We start from the raw sequence: 25,455 nt of genomic DNA on the forward strand, positions 1-25,455 counted from the left end.
TGGCGGTCGACCACCCCCTCTCGCCTAGGCTGGGGGCCGTGACACCCGCAGAACTCTCCCAGGCAGTCCAGGCCGCCGTCAGCGCCGCCATCCAGGCCGGCGAGCTGACCGTCGACGTGCCCGCGCACGTGACGGTCGAGCGGCCCAAGAACAGGGACCACGGCGACTACGCCACCAACGTGGCCCTCCAGCTCGCGAAGGCGGCCGGCAAGCCGCCGCGAGCCGTCGCGGAGATCCTCTCCGCCCGCCTGCGAGAGATCACCGGCGTCGCCAAGGTCGACATCGCCGGTCCGGGCTTCCTGAACATCACGCTGGACGCCGCCACCCAGGGCGAGCTGGCGCGCACCATCGTCGAGGCGGGCGAGGCGTACGGCCGCAACGAGGCGCTCAAGGGCCTGGCGATCAACCTGGAGTTCGTCTCGGCGAACCCGACCGGCCCGATCCACATCGGCGGCGTCCGCTGGGCCGCCGTCGGCGACTCGCTGGCCCGCGTCCTCAAGGCGACCGGCGCCGAGGTGTCCACCGAGTACTACCTCAACGACGCCGGCGTGCAGATCACCAAGTTCGCCAAGTCGCTGAAGGCCGCCGCCAACGGGCAGCCGGTGCCGGAGGACGGCTACGTCGGCGAGTACATCGTCGACATCGCCAAGGCCGTCACCGAGGGCGTGCCCGGCATCCTGGAGCTGCCGGAGGACGAGCAGCTGTCGGCCTTCCGCACCGAGGGCCTGAAGCTGATGGTCGCCGAGATCCAGCGGTCGATGGTCGAGTTCGGCGTGCACTTCGACACCTGGTTCTCCGAGCAGACGCTGCACGAGTCCGGCGCCGTCGGCCAGGCCATCGAGCGGCTGCGCGAGCAGGGCCACGTCTTCGACCGGGACGGCGCGATCTGGCTGCGCACCACCGACTTCGGCGACGACAAGGACCGCGTCCTGATCAAGGCCGACGGCGAGACCACCTACTTCGCCGCCGACGCCGCCTACTACCTGAGCAAGCGGGACCGCGGCGCGGAGGTCTCGGTCTACATGCTCGGCGCCGACCACCACGGCTACGTCAACCGCCTCAAGGCCATCGCGGCCTGCGCCGGCGACGACATGGACCGCAACATCGAGGTGATGATCGGCCAGTTCGTGAAGATGCTGCGCGACGGCAAGGAGGTCCGCCTCTCCAAGCGCGCCGGCAACATCATCACGATCGACGACGTGATCGACTGGATCGGCGTGGACGCCGCCCGCTACATGCTGGTCCGGCAGTCCACCGACTCCACCATCACCATCGACATCGACGTGGTCACCAGCCAGACCAAGGACAACCCGGTCTTCTACGTGCAGTACGCGCACGCCCGGATGTGCTCCGTGGCGCGCAACGCCGTGGAGAAGGGCATCACGCGCAGCGCGGACTTCAAACCGGAACTGCTGGACTCCGAGTGGGAGAACGACCTGCTCGGCCAGCTCGGCGAGTTCCCGCGCGTGCTGGCCAAGGCCGGCGAACTGCGCGAGCCGCACCACGTCGCCACGTACCTGGAAGAGCTGTCCCGGGCCTTCCACCGGTTCTACGACAACTGCCACATCCTGCCGAAGAAGGGCGACGACGAGGTCACCGACCTCACGCACGCCCGCCTCTGGCTCGCCGACGCCACGCGAACGACGCTCGCCAACGGCCTCGGTCTGCTCGGCGTATCCGCCCCCGAGCGGATGTAGAGCACCACAACCCCCAAGCGCAGCAGAGCGGGGGCGGCGGACCGGTCGACGGAGACCGGTCGCCGCCCCTTGCCATAGGTCGAGGAAGTTCCGCACATGTCTCGCTCCGCACACCCCGCAGGCCCCCGGCACGGCGACGTCCTGCCCGAGGGCCACTACCAGGCCCCGCCCGCCGACCTGAACGCCCTCGACCCGAAGGTCTGGTCGCGCACCGTCACCCGCAACGCGGAGGGCGTGGCCACCGTCGGCGGCATCGACGTCCGCACCCTGGCCACCGAGTTCGGCACCCCCGCGTACGTGCTGGACGAGGCCGACTTCCGGGCCCGCGCCCGCGCCTGGCGGGACGCCTTCGGCGACCACGCGGACGTGTACTACGCCGGCAAGGCGTTCCTGTCCAAGGCCGTGGTGCGCTGGCTGCACGAGGAGGGCCTCAACGTCGACGTGTGCTCCTCGGGCGAGCTGCAGGTGGCGCTGGCGGCCGGGATGCCGGGGGAGCGGATCGCGCTGCACGGCAACAACAAGTCGGTGCACGAGCTGGAGCAGGCCGTGAAGGCCGGCGTCGGGCACATCGTGGTCGACTCGTTCCAGGAGATCGACCGGCTGGCGGAGATCGCCGAAGCGCAGGGCGTCCGGCAGCCGGTGCTGATCCGGATCACGGTCGGCGTCGAGGCGCACACCCACGAGTTCATCGCCACCGCGCACGAGGACCAGAAGTTCGGCCTGTCGCTCTCCGGCGGCCTGGCCGCCGAGGCGGTCCGCCGGGTGCTGGCCAAGCCCTCCCTGGAGCTGCGCGGCATCCACTCGCACATCGGCTCGCAGATCTTCGACTTCGCCGGTTTCGAGGTGGCCGCCCGCCGGGTGGTCGGCCTGCTCGCCGAGGTCCGCGACGAGCACGGCGTCGAGCTGCCGGAGATCGACCTCGGCGGCGGACTCGGCATCGCCTACACCCCCGACGACGACCCGCGCGAGCCCGCCGAGATCGCCGTCTCGCTCGGCGAGATCGTCCGACGCGAGTGCACCGCAGCGCAGTTGACGCCCCCTCGGATCTCGGTGGAGCCCGGCCGGGCGATCGTCGGCCCGACCGCGTTCACGCTGTACGAGGTCGGCACCGTCAAGCCGCTGGAGGGCCTGCGCACCTACGTCAGCGTGGACGGCGGCATGTCCGACAACATCCGCACCGCGCTGTACGACGCCGAGTACTCGGTGGCGCTGGTCTCCCGCACCAGCGAGGCCGAGCCGATGCTGGTCCGGGTGGTCGGCAAGCACTGCGAGTCCGGCGACATCGTGGTCCGGGACGCCTTCCTGCCGGCCGACCTGGCCGCCGGCGACCTGATCGCGGTGCCCGCCACCGGCGCCTACTGCCGGTCGATGGCGAGCAACTACAACCACGCCCTCAAGCCCCCCGTGCTGGCCGTCGCCGACGGCGCCGCCCGGGTGATCGTCCGCCGCGAGACGGAACAGGATCTCCTGCGCCTCGATATCGGCTGACGAAATTTTCGTCTCATAACGTGGACCGGCCGTAGATCCGTGCGGAAAGTCCCGGAGACTGGTACGGACAGGAAAGCCCCCGGGGACACCGAATCGCCCCGGCGGGGACCGAAAATGCAGAGCGGAGTCGGATGATGCGTACGCGCCCGCTGAAGGTGGCGTTGCTGGGCTGTGGTGTGGTGGGCTCCGAGGTGGCGCGCATCATGACGACGACGGCCGACGACCTCGCCGCGCGCATCGGCGCCCCGGTGGAGCTCGCGGGCATCGCGGTCCGGCGCGCCGGCCGCCCCCGCCCCGGGGTGCCCGAGCACCTGCTCACCACCGACGCCGAGGCCCTCGTCGGCCGCGACGACATCGACGTGGTGATCGAGGTCGTCGGCGGCATCGAGCCGTCCAAATCGCTGATCCTGAAAGCCTTCCGGGGCGGCGCCTCGGTGGTCTCCGCCAACAAGGCGCTGCTCGCCAAGGACGGCGCCGAACTGCACGCCGCGGCCGCCGCGGCCGGCGCCGACCTCTACTACGAGGCCGCCGTGGCCGGCGCCATCCCGCTGCTGCGCCCGCTGCGCGAGTCGCTGGCCGGCGACAAGGTGAACCGGGTGCTGGGCATCGTCAACGGCACCACCAACTTCATCCTCGACAAGATGGACTCCACCGGCGCCGGGTACTCCGAGGCGCTGGAGGAGGCCACCGCGCTGGGCTACGCCGAGGCCGACCCGACCGCCGACGTGGAGGGCTTCGACGCCGCCGCGAAGGCCGCCATCCTGGCCGGGATCGCCTTCCACACCAAGGTGACCGCCGCGGACGTCTACCGCGAGGGCATCACCGAGGTCACCGCCGCCGACATCGCCTCCGCCAAGCAGATGGGCTGCGTCGTCAAGCTGCTGGCGATCTGCGAGCGCTCCGCCGACGGCACCTCGGTCACCGCCCGGGTGCACCCGGCGATGATCCCGCTCAGCCACCCGCTGGCCTCCGTCCGCGAGGCCTACAACGCCGTCTTCGTCGAGGCCGAGGCGGCCGGCCGGCTGATGTTCTACGGCCCCGGCGCGGGCGGCTCGCCCACCGCCTCCGCGGTCCTCGGCGACCTGGTCGCGGTCTGCCGCAACAAGGTCAACGGCACCACCGGCCCCGGCGACTCGGTCTACGCCCAGCTGCCCGCCAAGGCGATGGACGAGGTCGTCACCCGCTACCACGTCAGCCTCGACGTGGACGACCGGGCCGGTGTGCTCGCCCAGGTGGCCTCGGTCTTCGCCGAGCACGGCGTGTCCATCGACACCGTCCGCCAGCAGGGCCGCGACGGCGACGCCGCGCTCGTCGTGGTCACCCACCGCGCCACCGACGCCGCGCTGTCGGCGACGGTCGACAAGCTCCGCGCACTGGACAGCGTGCGCGACGTGGCCAGCATCATGCGGGTCGAAGGGGAGTAACAGGAACCATGAACGCCCTTGCCGGAAACGCTGCCCGAGGCACCCACACCCACCAGTGGCGCGGCCTCATCGAGGAGTACCGCGACCGCCTCCCGGTCACCGACTCCACCCCCGTGATCACCCTGCTGGAGGGCGGCACGCCGCTCGTCCCCGCCCAGGTGCTCTCCGAGCGCACCGGGTGCGAGGTCTACCTCAAGGTCGAAGGCGCCAACCCGACCGGCTCCTTCAAGGACCGCGGGATGACCATGGCCATCTCCAAGGCCAAGGAGGACGGCGCCCAGGCCGTCATCTGCGCCTCCACCGGCAACACCTCCGCCTCCGCCGCCGCCTACGCGGTCCGCGCCGGCATGGTGTCCGCCGTGCTCGTCCCGCAGGGCAAGATCGCCCTCGGCAAGATGGGCCAGGCGCTGGTGCACGGCGCGAAGATCCTCCAGGTCGACGGCAACTTCGACGACTGCCTCACGCTCGCCCGCGAACTCTCCGAGAAGTACCCGGTCGCCCTGGTCAACTCGGTCAACCCGGTGCGCATCGAGGGCCAGAAGACCGCCGCCTTCGAGATCGTCGACATGCTCGGCGACGCCCCCGACATCCACGTCCTCCCGGTCGGCAACGCCGGCAACATCACCGCCTACTGGAAGGGCTACCGCGAGTACGCGGCGGACGGCCTCTCCTCGAAGACCCCCCGGATGTGGGGCTTCCAGGCGTCCGGCTCCGCCCCCATCGTGGACGGCGCCCCGGTGCTCAAGCCGCAGACCATCGCCACCGCGATCCGGATCGGCAACCCCGCCTCCTGGGACTACGCGCTCGCCGCGCGGGACGAGTCCGGCGGCCTCATCGACAAGGTGACGGACCGCCAGATCCTGTCCGCCTACCGCCTGTTGGCCTCGCAGGAGGGCGTCTTCGTCGAGCCCGCGTCCGCCTCCTCGGTGGCCGGCCTGCTCGCCAAGGCCGAGGCCGGACTGGTCGACCCCGGCCAGCGGATCGTCTGCACCGTCACCGGCAACGGCCTCAAGGACCCGGACTGGGCGGTGGCCGGCGCGCCGCAGCCGCAGATCGTCCCGATCGACCCGGAGACGGCCGCCCGCCGCCTCGGCCTGCTGGACTGATCCCGCGTCACGACGGCGAGCGGCAGACCCGATCCGGGTCGGCCGCTCGCCGTCGCATTCGGGCCACCGAGCCACCCTTTCCCGCCGCTTTCAGGTCATCGGACCGGCGCTTTTCCGCTGCTGTGGGCAACACGGCAGATCGGAGTCGGGCAGGGTGTACCGCTCTGGAACCTCTCTTCGATACGCTGGACCCCGGCGGGCCGCGCCACGCTGCGCGCTCCCTTCGACCACCCCGCCGTCGTACCACCGCAGGCCCCGTCGTCCGGGCCGCCCCCACGTTCAGGAGTGTCCACCGCATGGCCGGTCCCGCGTTCCGCGCCGCCGCCGTCCGGGTCCGCGTCCCCGCGACCAGCGCCAACCTCGGCCCCGGCTTCGACGCATTCGGCCTCGCCCTCGGGCTCTACGACGACGTGGTGGTCCGGGTCGCCGAATCCGGTCTGAGCGTGGACATCGCCGGCGAGGGCGCCGACACCCTGCCCCGCGACGAGCGCCACCTGCTGGTCCGCTCGCTGCGCGCGGCCTTCGACCGGCTCGGCGGACAGCCCCGCGGCCTCGAAGTGGTCTGCGCCAACCGCATACCGCACGGCCGCGGCCTGGGCTCCTCGTCCGCCGCGATCTGCGCCGGCATCGTCGCCGCCCGCGCCGTCACCATCGGCGGCGCCTCCGCCCTCGACGACGACGCGCTGCTCGCCCTCGCCTCCGAGCTGGAGGGCCACCCCGACAACGTCGCGGCCTGCCTGCGCGGCAAGTTCACCGTCGCCTGGACCGAGGACGGCACCGCCCGCACCATCGCGCTCGACCCCTCCGACCGGGTGGTGCCGGTCGTGTTCGTGCCCTCCACCGAGGTGCTCACCGAGACGGCCCGCGGTCTCCTCCCCAAGACCGTTCCGCTCGCCGACGCCGCCGTCAACGCCGGCCGCGCCGCCCTGCTGGTCGAGGCGCTCACCCGCCGCCCCGAACTGCTGCTCACCGCCACCGAGGACCGCCTGCACCAGGACTACCGGGCCTCCGCCATGCCCGACAGCGCCGCCCTGGTCGCCGCCCTGCGCGCCGAGGGCGTGCCGGCCGTCATCTCGGGCGCCGGACCGACGGTCCTCGCGCTCACCGACGAGGCCGGCGCCGAGAAGCTCCTCTCCTTCGCGGGGCCGCAGTTCGCGGCGCACCGGCTCGAACTCGACCGCACCGGCGCGACCGTGCTGCCGCTCGACATGTGAGACGGACACGATTGACAAACAAAGGGCTGGGGAATGTGTCAGGGGGTAGGTAGTGTTAACCTCATTGCTGCACCAGATGCCCTCCGGGGCCCGGTGCGACGCATCCCGATCCCGTTCCCCCGTCTGCACGGGGGCCGGAAGCTCGGGATCACGATTCTCCGGGAGCCCGCCACACCGCGTACGCAGCCTGCCTGCGCGACTGCGGCCCATCCGGAGGCCGTGACGGCACCAGACTCCCACCCGCAGCCTCTGCACTGAGGCCTGGTCGGGCGGGGCCCGAACTGCCGCCGCGCGACGGGGGCCGGGCATCAAACAGGCGCAGCGAGGTCGGCACCAGTACCGGCCGTCCGCGCCACTTCGCACCACAGTGCACCGCACTTCGCAGCTCCCCGGAAGGACCAGCCTTCCGCGGGAATCCAGCCCCTGACCAGCGCACAGAGATGCTGGCCAGGACAGCACAACCGGTCGCCGTGCCAGACAGGCCGACGTCCGCTCCAGGGAAGGACCCTTAGTGAGCGACACCACCGATCTGATGGGCGCGCGCCCGGACGCCGAGGCGTCGGACGCAGCCGCCGCCCCGGCGGCTCCGGCGCGACGCCGTCGTACCGCTGCCGCCGGCCTGGACGGCCTGGTCCTGACCGAGCTCCAGAAGCTCGCCTCGACCCTCGGGATCAGCGGTACCGGACGGATGCGCAAGAGCCAGCTGATCGAGGCCATCAAGGAGAAGAGCGGCGGAGACCCGCTGCTCGCGGGCGGCTCCGCCCCCGCCGCTCCGGCCGCCAAGAAGGCCGCCAAGTCGGCTGCTCCCGCCGAGGCCGCCCCGGCCGCCGAGGAGAAGGAGAAGCCGGCCCGCCGCGCCCGCACCGCCGCCGCCACCGAGCCGCAGCCGCAGGCGCAGATCGAGATCCCGGTGCAGGCCGCCGCCGACACCGCGGCCGCCGCCGCCCGGACCGAGCGTCCGCGCCGCCGTGCCACCGCCGCCGCCGGTGCGCCGACCGCCGAGGCCGCTGCCGCAGCCGCAGCCGCCGCCACCGAGCAGGCCCAGCCGGCCGCCGAGGCCAAGGCCGAGGGCCAGCGCCAGGCCGGCGAGGCCGACGGCCGTTCCGAGCGCCGCGAGCGCCGGGACCGCCGCGACCGCCGCGAGGGCGGCGAGCGTACGGAGCGCACCGAGCGCACCGAGCGCACCGAGGCCGCCTCGGCCGAGGGTGACGAGATCCGCGAGTCCCGCCGGGACCGCCGCAACCGCCGCGAGCGCGACCGCGCCGACCGGCAGCAGGGCGGCGGCCAGCAGCAGGACGGCGGCCAGTCCCGCCAGCAGGGCCAGCAGCAGGGTCAGCAGCAGGGCGGCGGCCAGCAACAGCAGGCCGGCGGCGCCCAGCAACAGGGCGGCTACGACGACGACGAGTTCGGCGACGGCCGCCGCGGCCGTCGTGGCCGCTACCGCGACCGCCGGGGCCGTCGCCGTGACGGCTTCGAGGCCGCGGCCGGCCCCGAGGTCCCGCTGAGCGACGACGACGTCCTGATCCCGGTCGCGGGCATCCTGGACATCCTCGACAACTACGCCTTCGTCCGGACCTCCGGCTACCTGCCCGGCCAGAACGACGTCTACGTCTCGCTGGCCCAGGTCCGCAAGCACGGCCTGCGCAAGGGCGACGCCATCACCGGCGCCGTCCGGCAGCCGAAGGACGGCGAGCGCCGCGAGAAGTTCAACGCGCTGGTGCGCCTGGACTCCGTCAACGGCATGGACCCGGACAGCGGCCGAGGCCGCCCCGAGTTCGGCAAGCTGACCCCGCTGTACCCGCAGGAGCGGCTGCGCCTGGAGACCGACCCGGGCGTGCTGACCACCCGGATCATCGACCTGGTGTCGCCGATCGGCAAGGGCCAGCGCGGTCTGATCGTGGCCCCGCCGAAGACCGGCAAGACCATGATCATGCAGGCGATCGCCAACGCGATCACCCACAACAACCCCGAGTGCCACCTGATGGTCGTCCTGGTCGACGAGCGTCCGGAAGAGGTCACCGACATGCAGCGGTCGGTGAAGGGCGAGGTCATCTCCTCGACCTTCGACCGCCCGGCCGAGGACCACACCACCGTCGCCGAGCTCGCCATCGAGCGCGCCAAGCGCCTGGTGGAGCTGGGCCACGACGTGGTGATCCTGCTGGACTCCATCACCCGCCTGGGCCGCGCCTACAACCTGGCCGCGCCCGCCTCCGGCCGCATCCTGTCCGGTGGTGTCGACTCGACCGCGCTGTACCCGCCGAAGAAGTTCTTCGGCGCGGCGCGCAACATCGAGAACGGCGGCTCGCTGACCATCCTCGCCACCGCGCTGGTCGACACCGGCTCGCGCATGGACGAGGTGATCTTCGAGGAGTTCAAGGGCACCGGCAACATGGAGCTCAAGCTCGACCGGAAGCTCTCCGACAAGCGCATCTTCCCCTCCGTCGACGTGGATGCCTCCGGCACCCGCAAGGAGGAGATCCTGCTCGGTCACGAGGAGCTGGCGATCGTCTGGAAGCTCCGTCGCGTGCTGCACGCGCTCGACTCGCAGCAGGCGATCGAGCTGCTGCTGGACAAGATGAAGCAGACCAAGTCGAACGCCGAGTTCCTGATGCAGATCGCCAAGAACACCCCCGGTTCCGGCGACTGATCCGTCGGGCCACAGGCCTGGGACCCCGTACCGCTCCGCGCGGTGCGGGGTCTCAGGCTTTTCTCATCCTCGGTTCAGAACCCGCTCGCCCTACCGGTGCGTCACTTATGCTCGAAAGGTCGCACTGACGGTGGAATGAGGCGATATGGGCGAACACCGGAAGGGCCGCACCCCGCGTCGCCGCGGGCTGCGGATCGCGCTGTTCGCGCTGGTCGGCGTGGTGCTGGTGGCGGCGGGGCTCGGCGGGCTCGCCTACTGGAAGCTCAACGGGAACCTGCACAGCGTCGACATCTCCGGGCAGCTGGGCAGCGCCCGGCCGCCCGCGTCCACCGACGGCTCGTTCAACCTGCTGGTGCTCGGCTCCGACTCGCGGGCGGGCGCCAACGGCAACCTGGCGGGCGGCGACACCGGGGACACCGCGCGCTCGGACACCGCGATGGTGGTGCACGTCAACCAGTCGCACACGGCGGCCTCGGTGGTCTCGATACCGCGCGACACGCTGGTCGCCCGGCCCGCCTGCACCGGCGCCGACGGCAAGGCCGTCCCGGCGGCCCGCAGCGCGATGTACAACTCCGCCTTCGAGGTCGGCGGCCCGGCCTGCGCGGTGAAGACCACCGAGCAGCTCACCGGGATGCGGATGGACCACTTCGTCGAGGTGGACTTCGCCGGCTTCGCCTCGCTGATCGACGCGATCGGCGGGGTGGACGTCACCACCACGGTGCCGATAAGCGACCAGGACAGCGGGCTGCACCTGGCGGCCGGCACCCACCACCTGGGCGGGCAGCAGGCGCTGGCGTTCGTCCGCACCCGGCACGGCGTCGGCGACGGCAGCGACCTGGGGCGGATCGAGCTCCAGAAGGAGATGGTCAGGGCCATGCTCGGCCGGGTGAGGACGCTCGGCCTGGCCACCGACCCGGTGGCGATGTGGAACCTCGGCGACAAGCTGACCAAGTCGCTCACCACCGACTCCGACCTGGCCTCGGTGAGCTCCCTGGTGGGCCTGGCGCAGACCCTGAAGCAGATCGGCCCGGACCAGCTCACCATGGTCACCCTGCCGGTCGGGTACGCCCCCAGCGACCCGAACCGGGTGGTGCCGAAGAGCCCGGACGCCCAGCAGCTGTGGGCCGCGCTGCGGGCCGACCAGCCGGTGCCGACCTCGGTGGTCTCCCAGCAGCCCAGCAACCCGGCGGAGGCCTCGCCGTCCGCCACGGCCTCGGTCAACCCCGGCGAGGCGGCCCTCCGAGGGGGCGCGGAATAGGACGATCGGCCTCCCGGTTTGGGAAGAAGCGGGCAGTGCTGGCACACTGGTCCGTCGGTCCCGGTTCACGTGCGGATGTCCATGTTCGCCGACCCGGTGCCCTCCCGATCAGCTAGGAGAATCCGTTGAAGTCCAACGTTCACCCGGAGTACGTGGTCACCAAGGTGACCTGCACCTGCGGCAACGAGTTCACCACTCGCTCGACCGAGACCAGCGGTGAGATCCGCGCCGAGGTCTGCTCGAGCTGCCACCCGTTCTACACCGGCAAGCAGAAGATTCTGGACACCGGTGGCCGCGTGGCCCGCTTCGAGGCCCGCTTCGGCAAGAAGCTCTCCGGCAACAAGGCCTAGCGCTTCCACGGCGCCGGTCTCGGGCGTTCTCGTGTACTCCACGGGGGCGTCCGGGCCGGCGCCGTTCGCGTCTCTCCCGCCATCACCCCCGTTCGGCACTCACGGAAGTAGGACCACCCGATGTTCGAGGCAGTCGAAGAGCTCCTCGTCGAGCACGCCGACCTCGAAAAGAGGCTGGCCGATCCGTCCGTGCACGCGGACCAGGCGAACGCGCGCAAGCTGGCCAAGCGGTACGCCGAGCTGACCCCGATCACCCGCACCTACCTGGCCTGGAAGCAGGCCGGCGAGGACATCGTCGCCGCCCGTGAACTCGCGGTCGAGGACCCGGACTTCATCGCCGAGGCGAAGGCGTCCGAGGCCCGGCAGGGCGAGCTCACCGAGGAGCTGCGGCTGCTGCTGGTGCCGCGCGACCCCAATGACGACAAGGACGTCATCCTGGAGGTCAAGGCGGGCGAGGGCGGCGAGGAGTCGGCGCTGTTCGCCGGCGACCTGCTCCGGATGTACCTGCGGTACGCGGAGCGGGTCGGCTGGAAGACCGAGATCATCGACGCCAACGAGTCCGACCTCGGCGGCTACAAGGACGTCTCGGTGGCCGTGAAGACCAAGGGCAACGCGGAACCCGGCCACGGCGTCTGGGCGCAGCTGAAGTACGAGGGCGGCGTGCACCGCGTGCAGCGGGTGCCGGCGACCGAGTCGCAGGGCCGCATCCACACCTCCGCCGCGGGCGTGCTGGTCACCCCGGAGGCCGAGGAGGTCGAGGTGGAGATCCACGCCAACGACCTGCGGATCGACGTCTACCGGTCCTCCGGCCCGGGTGGGCAGTCGGTCAACACCACCGACTCCGCGGTCCGGATCACCCACCTGCCGACCGGTATCGTGGCGTCCTGCCAGAACGAGAAGAGCCAGCTCCAGAACCGGGAGCAGGCACTGCGCATCCTGCGTTCGCGGCTGCTGGCCGCCGCGCAGGAGGAGGCCGAGCGGGAGGCGTCCGACGCCCGCCGCAGCCAGGTCCGCACGATGGACCGCTCCGAACGGATCCGGACGTACAACTTCCCGGAGAACCGCATCTCCGACCACCGCACCGGCTTCAAGTCCTACAACCTGGACCAGGTGCTGGACGGCGACCTGAACGCGGTGATCCAGTCCTGTGTGGACGCCGACGCCGCGGCCAAGCTGGCCGCCGCCCAGGAGAACTGAGCCTAGCTAAGGGGCCCGTGGGATGAACCTGCTGCTCGCCGAGGTGGCCCAGGCCACCCAGCGCCTGGCCGCGGCCGGCGTTCCCTCGCCGCGCTTCGACGCGGAGGAACTGGCCGCGCACGTCCACGGCGTGAAGCGCAGCCAGCTGCACACCGTGCCGGACGGGGACTTCGACGCCCGCTACTGGGAGGCGATCTCCCGCCGCGAGCAGCGCGAGCCGCTCCAGCACATCACCGGGCGGGCGTTCTTCCGCTACCTCGAACTGGAGGTCGGCCCCGGGGTGTTCGTGCCCCGGCCGGAGACCGAGAGCGTGGTCGAGTGGGCGATAGAGGCGGTCCGCGCGATGGACGTCGCCGAGCCGCTGGTGGTCGACCTGTGCACCGGCTCCGGGGCGATCGCACTGGCCCTCGCCCAGGAGCTGCCGCGCTCCACGGTGCACGCGTTCGAGCTCGACGAGGGCGCGATCGCCTACACCCGCCGCAACGTCGAGGCCAGCCCCGACCGGGCCCGGATCCACCTGCACCAGGGCGACGCCACCAAGGCGTTCGCCGACGACCGGGCCTGGGACGGCCGGTTCGACCTGGTGATCAGCAACCCGCCGTACATCCCGCTCACCGAGTGGGAGTACGTCGCGCCCGAGGCGCGCGACCACGACCCGCAGATGTCGCTGTTCTCCGGCGAGGACGGACTGGACACCATCCGCGGCATCGAGCGGGTCGCCGCCCGGCTGCTGCGGCCCGGCGGCGCGGTGGTGATCGAACACGCGGACACCCAGGGCGGCCAGGTCCCGTGGATCTTCCGCGAGGAGGGCGGCTGGACGGACGCCGCCGACCACCGGGACCTCAACAACCGCCCGCGCTTCACCACGGCCCGCAGGGCTTCGCTGTGACCGTCGGGCCCGGCACGACCGCGCGTCGCGCTTCGCTGTGGACCACCACTGACATCACCGGAAGGGGATTGCTCCGATGAGCCGCCGATACGACTGCTCCGACGCCCAGGACCGCGCGAGCGGGCTGCGTGAGGCCGCCACGGCGATCCGCCGCGGGGAGCTGGTGGTGGTGCCGACCGACACGCTGTACGGGATCGCCGCGGACGCGTTCTCCCCGGAGGCGGTCGGCGCGCTGCTGGCGGCCAAGGGCCGCGGGCGGAACATGCCCTCGCCGGTGCTGGTCGGCTCGCCGACCACCCTGCACGGGCTGGTCACCGACTTCTCCGAGCAGGCCTGGGAACTGGTGGACGCGTTCTGGCCGGGCGGCCTGACCCTGGTGGCCCGGCACCAACCGTCGCTGCGCTGGGACCTGGGCGAGACCCGCGGCACCGTCGCCGTCCGGATGCCGCTGCACCCGGTGGCGCTGGAGCTGCTGAACGCCACCGGCCCGCTCGCGGTCTCCTCCGCGAACAGGACCGGCGGCCCGTCCCCGTCCACCTGCGACGCGGCCGAGGCGCAGCTCGGCGACGCGGTGTCGATCTACCTCGACGGCGGAACGGCCGACCATGCGACGGCCTCCACCATCGTCGACGTCACCGGCAAGGTGCCGGTGGTGCTGCGGGCGGGCGCGATCAGCGTCGAGCAGCTGAGGGAGGTCGCTCCGGACGTCGAGGCCGGCAGTTGACCGCCGCCCCGTTGTACGGAGCGGGGAGTGCGCTGGCGCCGTTCCCGGCGTCCGGGCCGCTCCCGCTCGACACCTTCCGGATCCTGTTCGTCTGCACCGGCAACATCTGCCGCTCGCCGATCGCCGAGCGGCTGGCCCGGCTGGAGCTGGACTCCCGGCTCGGGGTCCCGGTGGGTCGCCGGATCGTGGTGGAGAGCGCCGGGACCTGGGGCCACGAGGGCGCCCCGATGGAGGCGCACGCGGCCACCGTGCTGGGGGAGTACGGCGCGGACAGCGCCGACTTCGCCGGGCGGGAACTGCTCGACGAGCACGTGATCGACGCCGACCTGGTGCTGACCGCGACCCTGGACCACCGCGCGCAGGTGATCTCGATGGGACACGCGGCGGGTCTGCGCACCTTCACGCTGAAGGAGTTCACCCGGTTGGTGCAAAGGGTCGATCCGCGGACCCTGCCGGACCCCAGGGACGGCGCGCGGCTGACCGAACGCGCCCGCGCGCTGGTCCGCTCGGCCGCCGCCCTGCGGGGCTGGCTGCTGGCCGCCGCGCCGGAATCGGACGAGCTGAGGGACCCGTACGGCGCCCCGATCGGCATGTTCCGCAACTGCGGCGAGGAGATATTCGACGCGCTGGACCCGGTGGTGACCGCGCTGACCGGCGTGGGCCGGTGAGTTGAGCGCCCTCCACTAAAGTTTCGGTGGAGGATTTGTGAAGCCCGCGTGCGCAGGCAGTGCAGGTGACGGGGCGCGGCCGAAAGGCCCAGTCCCGCGTGTGGGGGCGGGCCCGGGGGCAGGGCCCGACCTAGGCTGGAGGGATCTCCGCCCGCACCGGCCCCCTCGCCTTCGGCTGGGGGGACCCCCCACCCGGGAGCCGCAGCATGACGGTCGCCGATGCCCGACAGATCCACTGGCAGGCCGCCGAGGCCCTGCGAACGGCGGACCCGCTGATCGCCGACCTGCTCACCGCCGAGGACGAACGCCGGGCCGAGACCCTGCAACTGCTGGCCGGCGAGAACCTGGCCACCCCCGCCGTACTGGCGGCGCTGGCCGGCCCGCTGGTCGACAAGTACGCCGAGGGCTACCCGGGCCGCCGCCACCACACCGGCTGCGCGCCCGCCGACACCGTCGAGCTGCTGGCCGTCGACCGGGCCCGTGAGCTGTTCGCCGCCCCGCACGCCAACGTCCAACCCCGGTCGGCGACTTCGGCCGTGCTGGCGGCCTACGCGGCGCTGCTGCGGCCCGGCGACGCGGTGCTGGCGATGTCGCTGGAGCACGGCGGCCACCTGAGCGCCGGCTCGCGGGCCAACTTCTCCGGCCGCTGGTTCCAGTTCCACGGCTACGGGGTGCGCGAGGAGGACGGCCTGATCGATGTCGACCAGGTCCGCCGGCTGGCCCACGAACACCGCCCCAAGGCGATCGTCGCGGGCGGCATCTCCTACCCCCGGCACCCGGACTGGGCGGTCTTCCGGGAGATCGCCGACGAGGTGGACGCCTACCTGATCGCCACCGCCGGGCAGACCGCCGGCCTGGTCGCGGCCGGCCTGGCGCCCTCCCCGGTGCCGTACGCGGACGTCACCGTGGTGGCCACCCACAAGCTGCTGCGCGGCCCGCGCGGCGGCCTGCTGCTGTGCGGCGGCGCGCTGGCCGACCGGATCGACCGGGCGGTGTTCCCGTTCTGCCAGGGCGGGGCGGCGATGAACGAGGTGGCCGCCAAGGCGGTGGCGCTGGCCCAGGCCGGCACCCCCGGATTCGCCGAGTACGCCCGCCGGGCGGTGGACGGGGCCCGCGCGCTGGCCGCCGCGCTGTCCGCCGCCGGCGCCGAGCCGCTCACCGGAGGCACCGACACCCACCTGGTGACCGCCGAGGTCGGCAGCCTCGGCCTGACCGGCGTGGAGGCCGAACGCCGGTGCGCCGCAGCCGGGTTGATGCTCGGGCGGTGCGCCGTCCCGTACGACCCGGCACCGGCCACCGAGACCTCCGGGATCCGGCTGGGCACCGGGACGTGCGCCGCCCAGGGGATGGCGGAGACCGAGCTCGGCGAGGTCGGCGAACTGCTCGGACGGGTGCTCGCGGGGGCCCCGGTGGAGCCGGTGCGGGACCGGGTCCGGGAGCTCGCGCGGGACTTCGCGGGGCGCCGCTGAGCATTCGGCGGTCGCGGAGGCGAACCGCGATGCGGGACCCGGGCGTCGGAGTCAATAAGGTGTGCACCGTGGCGACGCACCTCGAACCCCGAACCTGCGCGGGAGTACCCTGCGTACTCGTCCGTCGGACCATGACCCTGGAGGCCAGTGGTGCGTGAGTATCTGCTGGTCCTGTTCGTCTCGGCGGCGGTGACCTACCTGCTGGTCAGCCCGGTACGGAAGTTCGCGATCGCGGCCGGCGCGATGCCCGCCGTACGGGCACGTGACGTGCACCGCGAACCGACCCCCCGGCTGGGCGGCATCGCGATGTTCGGCGGCCTGCTGGCCGGCCTGCTGGCGGCCTCCCAACTCACCAACCTGGGGCGGCTGTTCGTGCAGAGCGCGGACGTCAAGGCGCTGCTGTCCGGGGCCGGCATCATGTTCGTGCTGGGCGTCCTGGACGACAAGTGGGGCGTGGACGCGCTGGTGAAGCTCGGCGGTCAGATGATCGCGGCCGGCGTGATGGTGTGGCAGGGCGTCACGGTGATCTCCATCCCGGTCCCCGGCTACGGCACCGTCACCTTCACCCCCACCCAGGGCATGCTGATCTCGGTCACGCTGGTGGTCGTGATGGTGAACGCGGTGAACTTCATCGACGGCCTGGACGGCCTGGCGGCGGGCATGGTGTGCATCGCCGCGATCGCGTTCTTCCTGTACTCGTACCGGCTCTGGCTGGGCTACGGGATCAACGACGCCGCGCCGGCCGCGCTGTTCACCGCCGTGCTGATCGGCATGTGCCTGGGCTTCCTGCCGCACAACCTGCACCCGGCGCGGATCTTCATGGGCGACTCCGGCTCGATGATGCTGGGCCTGATGCTGGCCGTCGCCGCGATCTCCATCACCGGCCGCGTCGACCCCGACCTGGTCTCGTCCCGGACCGGTTCGCAGACCATCACGGTGCACGCCCTGGTGCCGATCTACATCCCGCTGCTGCTGCCGCTGACGGTGATCGCGCTGCCGCTGGCCGACCTGCTGCTGGCCGTGGTGCGCCGCACCTGGGCGGGCAAGTCGCCGTTCGCGGCGGACAAGCAGCACCTGCACCACCGGCTGCTGGAGGTCGGGCACTCGCACAGCCGGGCCGTGCTGATCATGTACTTCTGGGCCGCGCTGATCGCCTTCGGCACCGTCGCGGTCTCGGTCACCAACACCGGCCGCACGGTGGTCCTGACGATGGCGGGCCTGTGCCTGGTGGGCCTCGCGGTGCTGCTGATGCCGCGCTTCCGGCCGCGTGCCCCGAAGGCCGTCCAACCGTTCGTGCCGCCCCGCTACCGCAGCCGCGGGCTGCGCGCCGCGCGGGCCGCCCGGGCCACCGCGAAGGTCTCGGCGAAGGGCGGCGTCGAGCGGGCCGAGGACGAGGCCCCCGAGACGCCGGCGATGGCCGAGCTGTCGGCCGAGGACAAGGCGCTGCTGGGGCGGATCGGCACCGGCGCGACGGCGTCCGGCCGGCGGGGCGAGCAGGACTCCTGAGGGATCGTCAACTCCCGTTCCGCCGAACGGGGCCACCCGTTCGGCGGCACCCGTGGGTCGATGGTGTGACAGGTGCCACATCTTCATGGTAAAGCTCTCATCAAATAGTTTGTGATACCGTTCACGAGTACCGAGAACGCGCCGAAAGACCTGACATGGAGGACTTCCGTCCCCGGTCGGTCTCCCTCGACGGGCTCGCCCTCAACGGCGGTCTGCGGTGTGGTGCTCGTCCAAGTACTTCCGCCCCTTGCCGCCGACATGCCGCCGGAGCTGCCGACATGCCGTCCCACGACGCCCGGATCCTCCGTGGCGCCGCAATTCCCACTGCGGCCGCCGGAGTGATCGCCATGGTGATCTCTTTCGTTGTCGCCCAGGGGAAGGGCCTGCTCGGCGCGGTGCTCGCGACCGTGGTGGTGCTGGGCTTCTTCAGCTTCGGCCAGTACGCGCTGGACCGCCTGACCCGCAACAACCCGCAGATGATGATGGCCGCCGCGCTGCTGGTCTACACGACCCAGATCTTCGCGATCGGCATCCTGCTCGCGGTGGCCAAGCATCTGACGTTCTTCGACCGCAAGGTCTTCGGGTTCACCCTGCTAGGGCTCGCGCTCATCTGGACCGCGTTCCAGGTCCGGGGTGCGCTGAAGGCGAAGATCTACTACGTGGAGCCCGGCGACAAGCCGAAATCCGGGCGTCAACCGTGAGCGGGGCTTGCTGTCCCCCTCGCGAGGGGGGCGGTGTTTATGCCCTCCTGACGGGCTGCTATCGTCCGTCCCAACGGCGGAGTACGGGATGCGGCCAGGTCTCTCCGAGAATCGGACGGATCGCCCCCCGGCTCCACGAAGCTTTCGAAGATCCCGCGGCGGGGATATGCGCCGCGCCGGGTCCGCGAGAAATCCAACTAGTTCCAGTGCCGCACCGTGGCCGCAGGCCACGCCGACACACCGAGGTTGCCGTAACCATGCGTCAGAACGAAGGAGTCTGTGGTGGGTGCTGACGTTCAGCTCGCCTCCGAGGCCGGTTGCCACCTTTTCTCCGGCTGCGGCTTCCCGGCCCCCGGCCTGAACGAGTTCGACTTCAAGCCGATCTTCACGGTCGCCGGCGTCGACTTCACCAAGCCGATGCTGCTGTCGATCATCTGTGCGCTGCTGGTGGTCGGCTTCTTCTGGGCCGCGTTCGCCAAGCCGAAGCTGCTTCCGGGCAAGCTCCAGCTGGTCGGTGAGATCGGGTACGACTTCGTCAAGCGGAGCATCGTGCTGGAGACGATCGGCAAAAAGGGCGAGAAGTACGTCCCGATGCTGGTCTCGATGTTCTTCTTCGTATGGATCATGAACATCATGTCCATCATCCCGTTCGCCCAGTTCCCGGTGATGTCGCGCATCGCGTTCCCGGTCGGGCTCGCGGCGATCGTGTGGATCACCTACATGACGCTGACCTTCAAGAAGCACGGCTTCGTCGGCGGCATGAAGAACCTCTGCTGGCCGTCGGGCATCCCGGGCTGGGTCATGTTCATCCTGGTGCCGATCGAGTTCTTCTCGAACATCTTCGTGCGCCCCTTCACCCTCGCGGTCCGAGCCTTCGCCAACATGTTCGCCGGTCACCTGCTGATCGTCGTCTTCTCGGTGGCCTCGTGGTACCTGCTGAGCCCCACCATCGGCGCCCTGTACGGCTCGGTGTCCTTCGTGGTGACCGTCGGCCTGACCGGCTTCGAGCTGCTGGTGCAGTTCCTGCAGGCGTACATCTTCGTGATGCTCGCCAGCAGCTACATCGCCGGTGCCCTGGAAGAGGCGCACTGAGCCCCGCGGCTCCGGCCGCGCCCCTGAACTCCCGGTGGCCAACACCCACCGGTATTCCATCCCCGCAAAGGATTAGCTGAGATGTCCGCTCTCGCTGAAGGTATCCACGGCTCCGTCGCTTCCATCGGCTACGGCCTCGCTGCGATCGGCCCCGGCATCGGCGTCGGTCTGATCTTCGGTAACGGCGTGCAGGCGATGGCCCGTCAGCCCGAGGCCGCTGGCCTGATCCGTACCAACATGTTCATCGGCTTCGCCCTGACCGAGGCCCTCGCCCTGATCGGCATCGTCATGCCGTTCGTCTACGGCCAGTGAGCCAGGCGCACCGGTAGTCAATTCCGACGAAAGGTTCTGATATGACCCCCGAGGTTCTCCTCGCGGCTGAAGAGAAGATGAACCCTCTTCTCCCCGCGTGGCCCGAGGTCATCATCGGCCTGCTCTGCTTCTTCATCGTCTTCGGTCTTCTCGGCAAGAAGCTCCTCCCCAGCATCGAGAAGGTGCTGGAGGAGCGCCGTGACGCCATCGAAGGCGGCATGAAGCGCGCGGAGACCGCTCAGGCCGAGGCCCAGGCCATGCTTGAGCAGTACCGTGCCGAGCTGGCCGAGGCGCGTCACGAGGCCGCTCGGATCACCGAGCACGCCCGTGAGCAGGGTGCTGTCCTGATCGCCGACATGCGCGAGGAGGGCCAGCGTCAGCGTGAGGCCATCGTCGCCGCCGGCCACGCGCAGATCGACGCCGACAAGAAGCAGGCGACCGCCGCCCTGCGCCAGGACGTGGGCTCGCTGGCCTCCCAGCTGGCCTCCCGCATCGTCGGTGAGTCCCTGGAGGACCACGCCCGCCAGAGCGGTGTCATCGACCGCTTCCTGGACGAGCTGGAGTCCAAGGCCGCCGCTGCCCAGGGTGCGTCCAAGTGATCGGCGCGAGCCGCGAGGCCCTCGCCGCCGGTCGCGAGAACCTTGAGAGCCTGACCGACAACACCTCGGTGGACGCGGCCAAGCTCGCCGAGGAACTCGCCTCCGTCACCGCGCTGCTGGACCGCGAGGTGTCGCTGCGCCGCGTGCTTACCGACCCGTCCCGGGCCGGTCAGGACAAGGCCCAGCTGGTCTCCTCGCTGCTGGCCGGTCAGGTCTCGGGCGAGACCGTCGACCTGGTCTCCGGCCTGGTGCGCTCGCGCTGGTCCGGTTCGCGTGACCTGGCCGACGCGGCCGAGCAGCTGACCGCGTACGCCGAGGTCATCGCTGCCGACAAGTCGGGCGCGCTGGACGACGTCGAGGACGAGCTGTTCCGGTTCGGCCGGGTGGTGGCGGGCTCGCACGAGCTGCGCGCCGCGCTGACCGAGCCGAAGGCCGACGCCGCCGCCAAGGCGGCGCTGATCCGCAAGCTCCTCGGCGGCAAGGCCAACGCGGGCACCGTCCGCCTGGTCACCAGCCTGATCACCGCTCCCCGGGGCCGTAGCCTGGAGGGTGGCCTGGAGTCCTACTCCAAGCTCGCCGCCTCCCGGCGGGGCCGCGTGGTGGCGCAGGTCACCAGCGCCGTGCCGCTGTCGGACCGCCAGAAGGAGCGGCTCGCCGCTGCCCTGGCCGGCCTGCACGGCCGCCCGGTCCACCTGAACATCGACGTGGACCCCGAGGTCCAGGGCGGTGTCCGGGTGCAGATCGGCGACGAGGTCATCGACGGCACGGTCTCGAGCCGCCTCGAAGGCGCTCGTCAGGGCCTCGAAGGCTGACACCAGCACTATCCGACCCTCGGTCGGGCGTCGGTCCACACCAGGTGGGCCGGCAAAACGTACGGCCGGTTCACCCGACCCGGCCGAGAGTCGAGCACTTGCGGCCCTCAATGGCGGGCCGAGGATCGCAAACTAGGAGAGCAGGGAAGCCTGATGGCGGAGCTTACGATCCGTCCGGAGGAGATCCGGGACGCGCTGGCCGACTTTGTCCAGTCGTACCAGCCGGACGCCGCTTCTGTGGAAGAGGTCGGCAAGGTCACCGACGCTGCGGACGGCATCGCGCATGTCGAGGGTCTGCCCTCGGTCATGGCGAACGAGCTGCTGAAGTTCGAGGACGGCACGCTCGGCCTCGCGCTGAACCTCGACACCCGCGAGATCGGTGTCGTCATCCTCGGTGAGTTCGGCGGCATCGAAGAGGGCCAGACCGTGCGCCGCACCGGCGAGGTCCTCTCGGTTCCGGTCGGCGACGGCTACCTCGGCCGCGTCGTGGACCCGCTGGGCAACCCGATCGACGGCCTGGGCGACATCGCCTCCACCGGCCGTCGCGCCCTGGAACTGCAGGCCCCCGGCGTCATGGCCCGTAAGTCGGTCAAGCAGCCGCTGCAGACCGGCATCAAGGCCATCGACGCGATGACCCCGATCGGCCGCGGCCAGCGCCAGCTGATCATTGGTGACCGTCAGACCGGCAAGACCGCCGTCGCCGTCGACACCATCATCAACCAGCGCGACAACTGGCGTTCGGGCGACCCGGAGAAGCAGGTCCGCTGCATCTACGTCGCCGTGGGCCAGAAGGGCTCCACCATCGCGTCCGTCCGCGGCGCCCTGGAGGAGGCCGGCGCGCTGGAGTACACCACCATCGTGGCTGCTCCCGCCTCCGACCCGGCCGGCTTCAAGTACCTCGCCCCGTACACCGGTTCGGCCATCGGCCAGGAGTGGATGTACGACGGCAAGCACGTCCTGATCGTCTTCGACGACCTGTCGAAGCAGGCCGAGGCCTACCGCTCCGTCTCCCTGCTGCTGCGCCGCCCGCCGGGCCGCGAGGCCTACCCGGGTGACGTCTTCTACTTGCACTCCCGCCTGCTGGAGCGCTGCGCCAAGCTGAACGATGCCCTCGGCGGCGGCTCGATGACCGGTCTGCCGATCATCGAGACCAAGGCCAACGACGTCTCGGCGTACATCCCGACCAACGTCATCTCCATCACCGACGGCCAGTGCTTCCTGGAGTCCGACCTGTTCAACGCCGGCATCCGCCCGGCCGTGAACGTCGGTATCTCGGTCTCCCGCGTCGGTGGCTCCGCCCAGATCAAGGCCATGCGTTCGGTCGCCGGCCGCCTGCGCCTGGACCTGGCCCAGTACCGCGAGCTGGAGGCGTTCGCCGCCTTCGGTTCCGACCTGGACGCGGCCTCCAAGGCCCAGCTGGAGCGCGGTGCGCGCATGGTCGAGCTGCTGAAGCAGGGCCAGTACCAGCCGTTCCCGGTCGAGGAGCAGGTCGTCTCGATCTGGGCCGGCACCACCGGTCAGCTGGACGACGTCCCGGTCGCCGACATCCGCCGCTTCGAGCGCGAGTTCCTGGACCACGTGCGCCTGGAGCACAAGGGCATCCTGGCCGGCATCGTCGAGACGGGCCTGCTGGAGCAGGGCACCGTCGACGCGCTGACCTCCGCCATCACCGGCTTCAAGCAGGGCTTCACCACCGCGGACGGCAAGCTGCTGTCTGAGCAGGCCTGAGTCCGGTAGCGAGGGAAAGGACGTAACGACCCATGGGAGCACAGCTTCGGGTCTACAAGCGCCGCATCCGCTCCGTCACCGCGACGAAGAAGATCACCAAGGCGATGGAGATGATCTCCGCGTCGCGCATCGTCAAGGCGCAGCGCGCGGTGGCCGCCTCCACTCCGTACGCCGATGAGCTCACCCGTGCGGTGACCGCGGTGGCCACCCGGTCCAACGCGAAGCACCCGCTGACCACCGAGAACCCGAACGCCACCCGTGCCGCCGTGCTGTTGATCACGGCGGACCGCGGTCTGGCGGGCGGCTACTCGACCAACGCCATCAAGCAGTCCCTGGCGCTCAGCGCCAGGCTCCGCGAAGAGGGCAAGGACGTGGTCACGTACATCGTCGGCCGCAAGGGCGTCGGGTACTACGGGTTCCGCAACCTGACGGTCGCCAACTCGTGGACGGGCTTCTCGGACAAGCCGACCTACGGGGACGCGAAGGCCGTCGCGGCGGACCTCATCGAGGCCTTCACCGCGGAGACCGGTGGCGTGGACGAGCTGCACCTGGTGTCGACCGAGTTCGTGTCGATGCTGACGCAGACCGCCGTGGACAAGCGCCTGCTGCCGCTGAAGCTCGACGAGGTCGAGCTCAGCGACAAGTCGGCGGCGAAGAACGAGATCTTCCCGCTCTACGACTTCGAGCCGTCGGCGGAGGGCGTCCTCGACGCCCTGCTGCCGCGGTACGTCGAGAGCCGGATCTACAACGCGCTGCTGCAGTCGGCCGCTTCCGAGCACGCCGCCCGCCGCCGCGCGATGAAGAGCGCGACGGACAATGCCGGCGAGCTCATCAAGTCGCTCACGCGGCTTGCCAACTCGGCCCGTCAGGCCGAGATCACCCAGGAAATCAGCGAGATCGTCGGCGGCGCCAACGCCCTCGCCGACGCTAGCCGCGGGAGCGAATGAGTATGACCACCACTGTTGAGCCGACCACGGCGACGGGCCGCGTCGCGCGGGTCATCGGCCCGGTCGTCGACGTGGAGTTCCCCGTCGACGCGATTCCGGACATGTTCAACGCCCTTCGCGTCGAGGTGGACAACCCCGACGGCACGGGCAAGAAGACCCTGACCCTTGAGGTCGCCCAGCACCTCGGCGACGGCGTGATCCGCGGCATCTCGATGCAGCCGACCGACGGCCTGGTCCGTGGCGCGCAGGTCACCGACACCGGTGCGGCGATCTCCGTCCCGGTCGGCCAGATCACCAAGGGCAAGGTCTTCAACGCCCTCGGTGAGGTGCTGAACGTCGACAAGGCCGAGTTCGAGGCCTCCGTCGAGGTCAAGTGGCCGATCCACCGCAAGGCCCCGAACTTCTCCGAGCTCGAGTCGAAGACCGAGATGTTCGAGACCGGCATCAAGGTCATCGACCTGCTCACCCCGTACGTGCAGGGTGGCAAGATCGGTCTGTTCGGTGGCGCCGGTGTCGGCAAGACCGTTCTGATCCAGGAGATGATCTACCGCGTCGCCGAGAACTTCGGTGGTGTGTCGGTGTTCGCCGGTGTCGGTGAGCGCACCCGTGAGGGCAACGACCTCATCGACGAGATGGTCGACTCGGGCGTTCTGGACAAGACCGCGCTGGTTTTCGGCCAGATGGACGAGCCGCCGGGCACCCGTCTGCGCGTCGCGCTCTCCGCGCTGACCATGGCGGAGTACTTCCGCGACGTCGAGAAGCAGGACGTGCTCCTCTTCATCGACAACATCTTCCGGTTCACCCAGGCCGGTTCCGAGGTGTCGACCCTGCTCGGCCGTATGCCCTCCGCGGTGGGCTACCAGCCGAACCTGGCCGACGAGATGGGCCTCCTGCAGGAGCGCATCACCTCGACCCGCGGTCACTCGATCACCTCGATGCAGGCGATCTACGTCCCCGCGGACGACCTGACCGACCCGGCGCCGGCCACCACCTTCGCCCACCTGGACGCGACCACCGTTCTGTCGCGTCCGATCTCGGAGAAGGGCATCTACCCGGCCGTCGACCCGCTGGACTCCACGTCCCGCATCCTCGACCCGCGGTACATCGCGCAGACCCACTACGACACGGCCATCCGTATCAAGGGGATCCTGCAGAAGTACAAGGACCTGCAGGACATCATCGCGATCCTCGGTATCGACGAGCTGTCCGAGGAAGACAAGATCACGGTGCAGCGTGCCCGCCGCATCGAGCGCTTCCTCTCGCAGAACACCTACGTGGCGAAGCAGTTCACCGGTGTCGACGGTTCGACCGTGCCGCTGTCGGAGACCATCGAGGCCTTCAACTCCATCGCGGACGGCAAGTACGACCACATCCCGGAGCAGGCCTTCTTCATGTGCGGTGGCATCGACGACCTCGAGCGCAACGCCGCCGAGCTGCTGAAGAAGTAACCGCAGACCGGTCGCACGGCAGACCCAACCGTTGAGGGGTGGTTCCCGGCTCTCGTCGGGGGCCACCCCTCAACGCTGGATCTGCTGTGATCCCGGTCATTTACGGGCCCTTGGTTTCGTTCCGGGGGCGCGAGACCGTTATTCTTACCGAAACTGCCGAGATCGACGCCCGCCCGTTC

At 70.8% G+C, this 25,455-nt stretch carries 22 protein-coding genes; all 22 read left to right on the top strand.

The window, feature by feature from the left end; translation table 11 throughout:
• Window positions 1-38: 38 nt before the first annotated feature.
• A complete protein-coding gene (gene argS, locus ACFV4P_RS06490) occupies window positions 39-1,697 on the top strand; it encodes an arginine--tRNA ligase (RefSeq protein WP_380467942.1) in 1,659 nt (552 codons plus the stop codon).
• A gap of 96 nt (window positions 1,698-1,793) precedes the next feature.
• Complete coding sequence (gene lysA / locus ACFV4P_RS06495) at window positions 1,794-3,185, top strand: diaminopimelate decarboxylase (protein WP_380467944.1); 1,392 nt, start codon at window positions 1,794-1,796, stop codon at window positions 3,183-3,185.
• Between the two features lie 131 nt (window positions 3,186-3,316).
• Entirely contained in the window at window positions 3,317-4,609 is a 1,293-nt protein-coding gene (locus ACFV4P_RS06500) for a homoserine dehydrogenase (protein WP_380467946.1), read from the top strand.
• Window positions 4,610-4,617: 8 nt separating this feature from the next.
• Window positions 4,618-5,715 (top strand): threonine synthase, encoded by a 1,098-nt coding sequence (thrC, locus tag ACFV4P_RS06505; protein ID WP_073814258.1) that lies wholly within the window; start codon window positions 4,618-4,620, stop codon window positions 5,713-5,715.
• Window positions 5,716-6,011: 296 nt separating this feature from the next.
• Entirely contained in the window at window positions 6,012-6,929 is a 918-nt protein-coding gene (thrB, locus tag ACFV4P_RS06510; protein ID WP_380467948.1) for a homoserine kinase, read from the top strand.
• A gap of 511 nt (window positions 6,930-7,440) precedes the next feature.
• Window positions 7,441-9,576, top strand: a complete 2,136-nt coding sequence (rho, locus tag ACFV4P_RS06515; protein WP_380467950.1) for a transcription termination factor Rho — start codon at window positions 7,441-7,443, stop codon at window positions 9,574-9,576.
• A 145-nt stretch (window positions 9,577-9,721) separates the two neighbouring features.
• Window positions 9,722-10,834 carry an LCP family protein gene (locus tag ACFV4P_RS06520; RefSeq protein WP_380467952.1) on the top strand — a complete coding sequence of 371 codons (1,113 nt, stop codon included), beginning with the start codon at window positions 9,722-9,724 and terminating at the stop codon, window positions 10,832-10,834.
• Window positions 10,835-10,959: 125 nt separating this feature from the next.
• Window positions 10,960-11,184 carry a 50S ribosomal protein L31 gene (gene rpmE, locus ACFV4P_RS06525; protein ID WP_073814250.1) on the top strand — a complete coding sequence of 75 codons (225 nt, stop codon included), beginning with the start codon at window positions 10,960-10,962 and terminating at the stop codon, window positions 11,182-11,184.
• A 120-nt stretch (window positions 11,185-11,304) separates the two neighbouring features.
• On the top strand, window positions 11,305-12,381 hold the full coding sequence (gene prfA / locus ACFV4P_RS06530; RefSeq protein ID WP_380467954.1) for a peptide chain release factor 1: 1,077 nt from the start codon (window positions 11,305-11,307) through the stop codon (window positions 12,379-12,381).
• Between the two features lie 22 nt (window positions 12,382-12,403).
• The gene (gene prmC, locus ACFV4P_RS06535) at window positions 12,404-13,270 is read left to right on the top strand and encodes a peptide chain release factor N(5)-glutamine methyltransferase (RefSeq protein ID WP_073814246.1); all 867 of its coding nucleotides are present in this window, start codon (window positions 12,404-12,406) and stop codon (window positions 13,268-13,270) included.
• A 76-nt stretch (window positions 13,271-13,346) separates the two neighbouring features.
• Window positions 13,347-13,994, top strand: a complete 648-nt coding sequence (locus ACFV4P_RS06540; RefSeq protein ID WP_380467957.1) for an L-threonylcarbamoyladenylate synthase — start codon at window positions 13,347-13,349, stop codon at window positions 13,992-13,994.
• Window positions 13,995-14,026: 32 nt separating this feature from the next.
• Entirely contained in the window at window positions 14,027-14,662 is a 636-nt protein-coding gene (locus tag ACFV4P_RS06545) for a protein-tyrosine-phosphatase (RefSeq protein ID WP_073814502.1), read from the top strand.
• A gap of 206 nt (window positions 14,663-14,868) precedes the next feature.
• Entirely contained in the window at window positions 14,869-16,131 is a 1,263-nt protein-coding gene (glyA, locus tag ACFV4P_RS06550; RefSeq protein WP_380467959.1) for a serine hydroxymethyltransferase, read from the top strand.
• A 150-nt stretch (window positions 16,132-16,281) separates the two neighbouring features.
• The gene (locus ACFV4P_RS06555) at window positions 16,282-17,637 is read left to right on the top strand and encodes a glycosyltransferase family 4 protein (protein WP_380467961.1); all 1,356 of its coding nucleotides are present in this window, start codon (window positions 16,282-16,284) and stop codon (window positions 17,635-17,637) included.
• A gap of 347 nt (window positions 17,638-17,984) precedes the next feature.
• Window positions 17,985-18,338 carry a hypothetical protein gene (locus tag ACFV4P_RS06560; protein ID WP_380467963.1) on the top strand — a complete coding sequence of 118 codons (354 nt, stop codon included), beginning with the start codon at window positions 17,985-17,987 and terminating at the stop codon, window positions 18,336-18,338.
• Between the two features lie 279 nt (window positions 18,339-18,617).
• Window positions 18,618-19,430 (top strand): F0F1 ATP synthase subunit A, encoded by an 813-nt coding sequence (gene atpB, locus ACFV4P_RS06565; RefSeq protein WP_380467965.1) that lies wholly within the window; start codon window positions 18,618-18,620, stop codon window positions 19,428-19,430.
• Between the two features lie 81 nt (window positions 19,431-19,511).
• Window positions 19,512-19,742 (top strand): ATP synthase F0 subunit C, encoded by a 231-nt coding sequence (gene atpE, locus ACFV4P_RS06570; RefSeq protein WP_380467967.1) that lies wholly within the window; start codon window positions 19,512-19,514, stop codon window positions 19,740-19,742.
• A 41-nt stretch (window positions 19,743-19,783) separates the two neighbouring features.
• Entirely contained in the window at window positions 19,784-20,341 is a 558-nt protein-coding gene (locus ACFV4P_RS06575) for a F0F1 ATP synthase subunit B (RefSeq protein ID WP_380467969.1), read from the top strand.
• A complete protein-coding gene (locus ACFV4P_RS06580; RefSeq protein WP_380467971.1) occupies window positions 20,338-21,153 on the top strand; it encodes a F0F1 ATP synthase subunit delta in 816 nt (271 codons plus the stop codon). Before ACFV4P_RS06575 ends, ACFV4P_RS06580 begins: the two co-directional genes overlap by 4 nt.
• 153 nt (window positions 21,154-21,306) lie before the next feature.
• Entirely contained in the window at window positions 21,307-22,881 is a 1,575-nt protein-coding gene (atpA, locus tag ACFV4P_RS06585) for a F0F1 ATP synthase subunit alpha (protein ID WP_073814230.1), read from the top strand.
• Window positions 22,882-22,913: 32 nt separating this feature from the next.
• Complete coding sequence (locus ACFV4P_RS06590) at window positions 22,914-23,828, top strand: F0F1 ATP synthase subunit gamma (RefSeq protein ID WP_380467973.1); 915 nt, start codon at window positions 22,914-22,916, stop codon at window positions 23,826-23,828.
• Window positions 23,829-23,830: 2 nt separating this feature from the next.
• The gene (gene atpD / locus ACFV4P_RS06595) at window positions 23,831-25,276 is read left to right on the top strand and encodes a F0F1 ATP synthase subunit beta (protein WP_380467975.1); all 1,446 of its coding nucleotides are present in this window, start codon (window positions 23,831-23,833) and stop codon (window positions 25,274-25,276) included.
• The last annotated feature ends 179 nt before the right edge of the window (window positions 25,277-25,455 follow it).

It is taken from the genome of Kitasatospora sp. NPDC059795 (assembly GCF_042732175.1).
Classification (GTDB): Bacteria; Actinomycetota; Actinomycetes; order Streptomycetales; family Streptomycetaceae; genus Kitasatospora.

Excerpts from the sequence above, each read along its gene's own strand:
- lysA (WP_380467944.1), top strand. The coding sequence starts at position 1,794 with ATGTCTCGCTCCGCACACCCCGCAGGCCCCCGGCACGGCGACGTCCTG.
- ACFV4P_RS06500 (WP_380467946.1), top strand. The coding sequence starts at position 3,317 with ATGATGCGTACGCGCCCGCTGAAGGTGGCGTTGCTGGGCTGTGGTGTG.
- thrC (WP_073814258.1), top strand. The coding sequence starts at position 4,618 with ATGAACGCCCTTGCCGGAAACGCTGCCCGAGGCACCCACACCCACCAG.
- thrB (WP_380467948.1), top strand. The coding sequence starts at position 6,012 with ATGGCCGGTCCCGCGTTCCGCGCCGCCGCCGTCCGGGTCCGCGTCCCC.
- ACFV4P_RS06520 (WP_380467952.1), top strand. The coding sequence starts at position 9,722 with ATGGGCGAACACCGGAAGGGCCGCACCCCGCGTCGCCGCGGGCTGCGG.
- prfA (WP_380467954.1), top strand. The coding sequence starts at position 11,305 with ATGTTCGAGGCAGTCGAAGAGCTCCTCGTCGAGCACGCCGACCTCGAA.
- prmC (WP_073814246.1), top strand. The coding sequence starts at position 12,404 with ATGAACCTGCTGCTCGCCGAGGTGGCCCAGGCCACCCAGCGCCTGGCC.
- ACFV4P_RS06540 (WP_380467957.1), top strand. The coding sequence starts at position 13,347 with ATGAGCCGCCGATACGACTGCTCCGACGCCCAGGACCGCGCGAGCGGG.
- glyA (WP_380467959.1), top strand. The coding sequence starts at position 14,869 with ATGACGGTCGCCGATGCCCGACAGATCCACTGGCAGGCCGCCGAGGCC.
- ACFV4P_RS06560 (WP_380467963.1), top strand. The coding sequence starts at position 17,985 with ATGGTGATCTCTTTCGTTGTCGCCCAGGGGAAGGGCCTGCTCGGCGCG.
- atpE (WP_380467967.1), top strand. The coding sequence starts at position 19,512 with ATGTCCGCTCTCGCTGAAGGTATCCACGGCTCCGTCGCTTCCATCGGC.
- ACFV4P_RS06575 (WP_380467969.1), top strand. The coding sequence starts at position 19,784 with ATGACCCCCGAGGTTCTCCTCGCGGCTGAAGAGAAGATGAACCCTCTT.
- atpA (WP_073814230.1), top strand. The coding sequence starts at position 21,307 with ATGGCGGAGCTTACGATCCGTCCGGAGGAGATCCGGGACGCGCTGGCC.
- ACFV4P_RS06590 (WP_380467973.1), top strand. The coding sequence starts at position 22,914 with ATGGGAGCACAGCTTCGGGTCTACAAGCGCCGCATCCGCTCCGTCACC.
- atpD (WP_380467975.1), top strand. The coding sequence starts at position 23,831 with ATGACCACCACTGTTGAGCCGACCACGGCGACGGGCCGCGTCGCGCGG.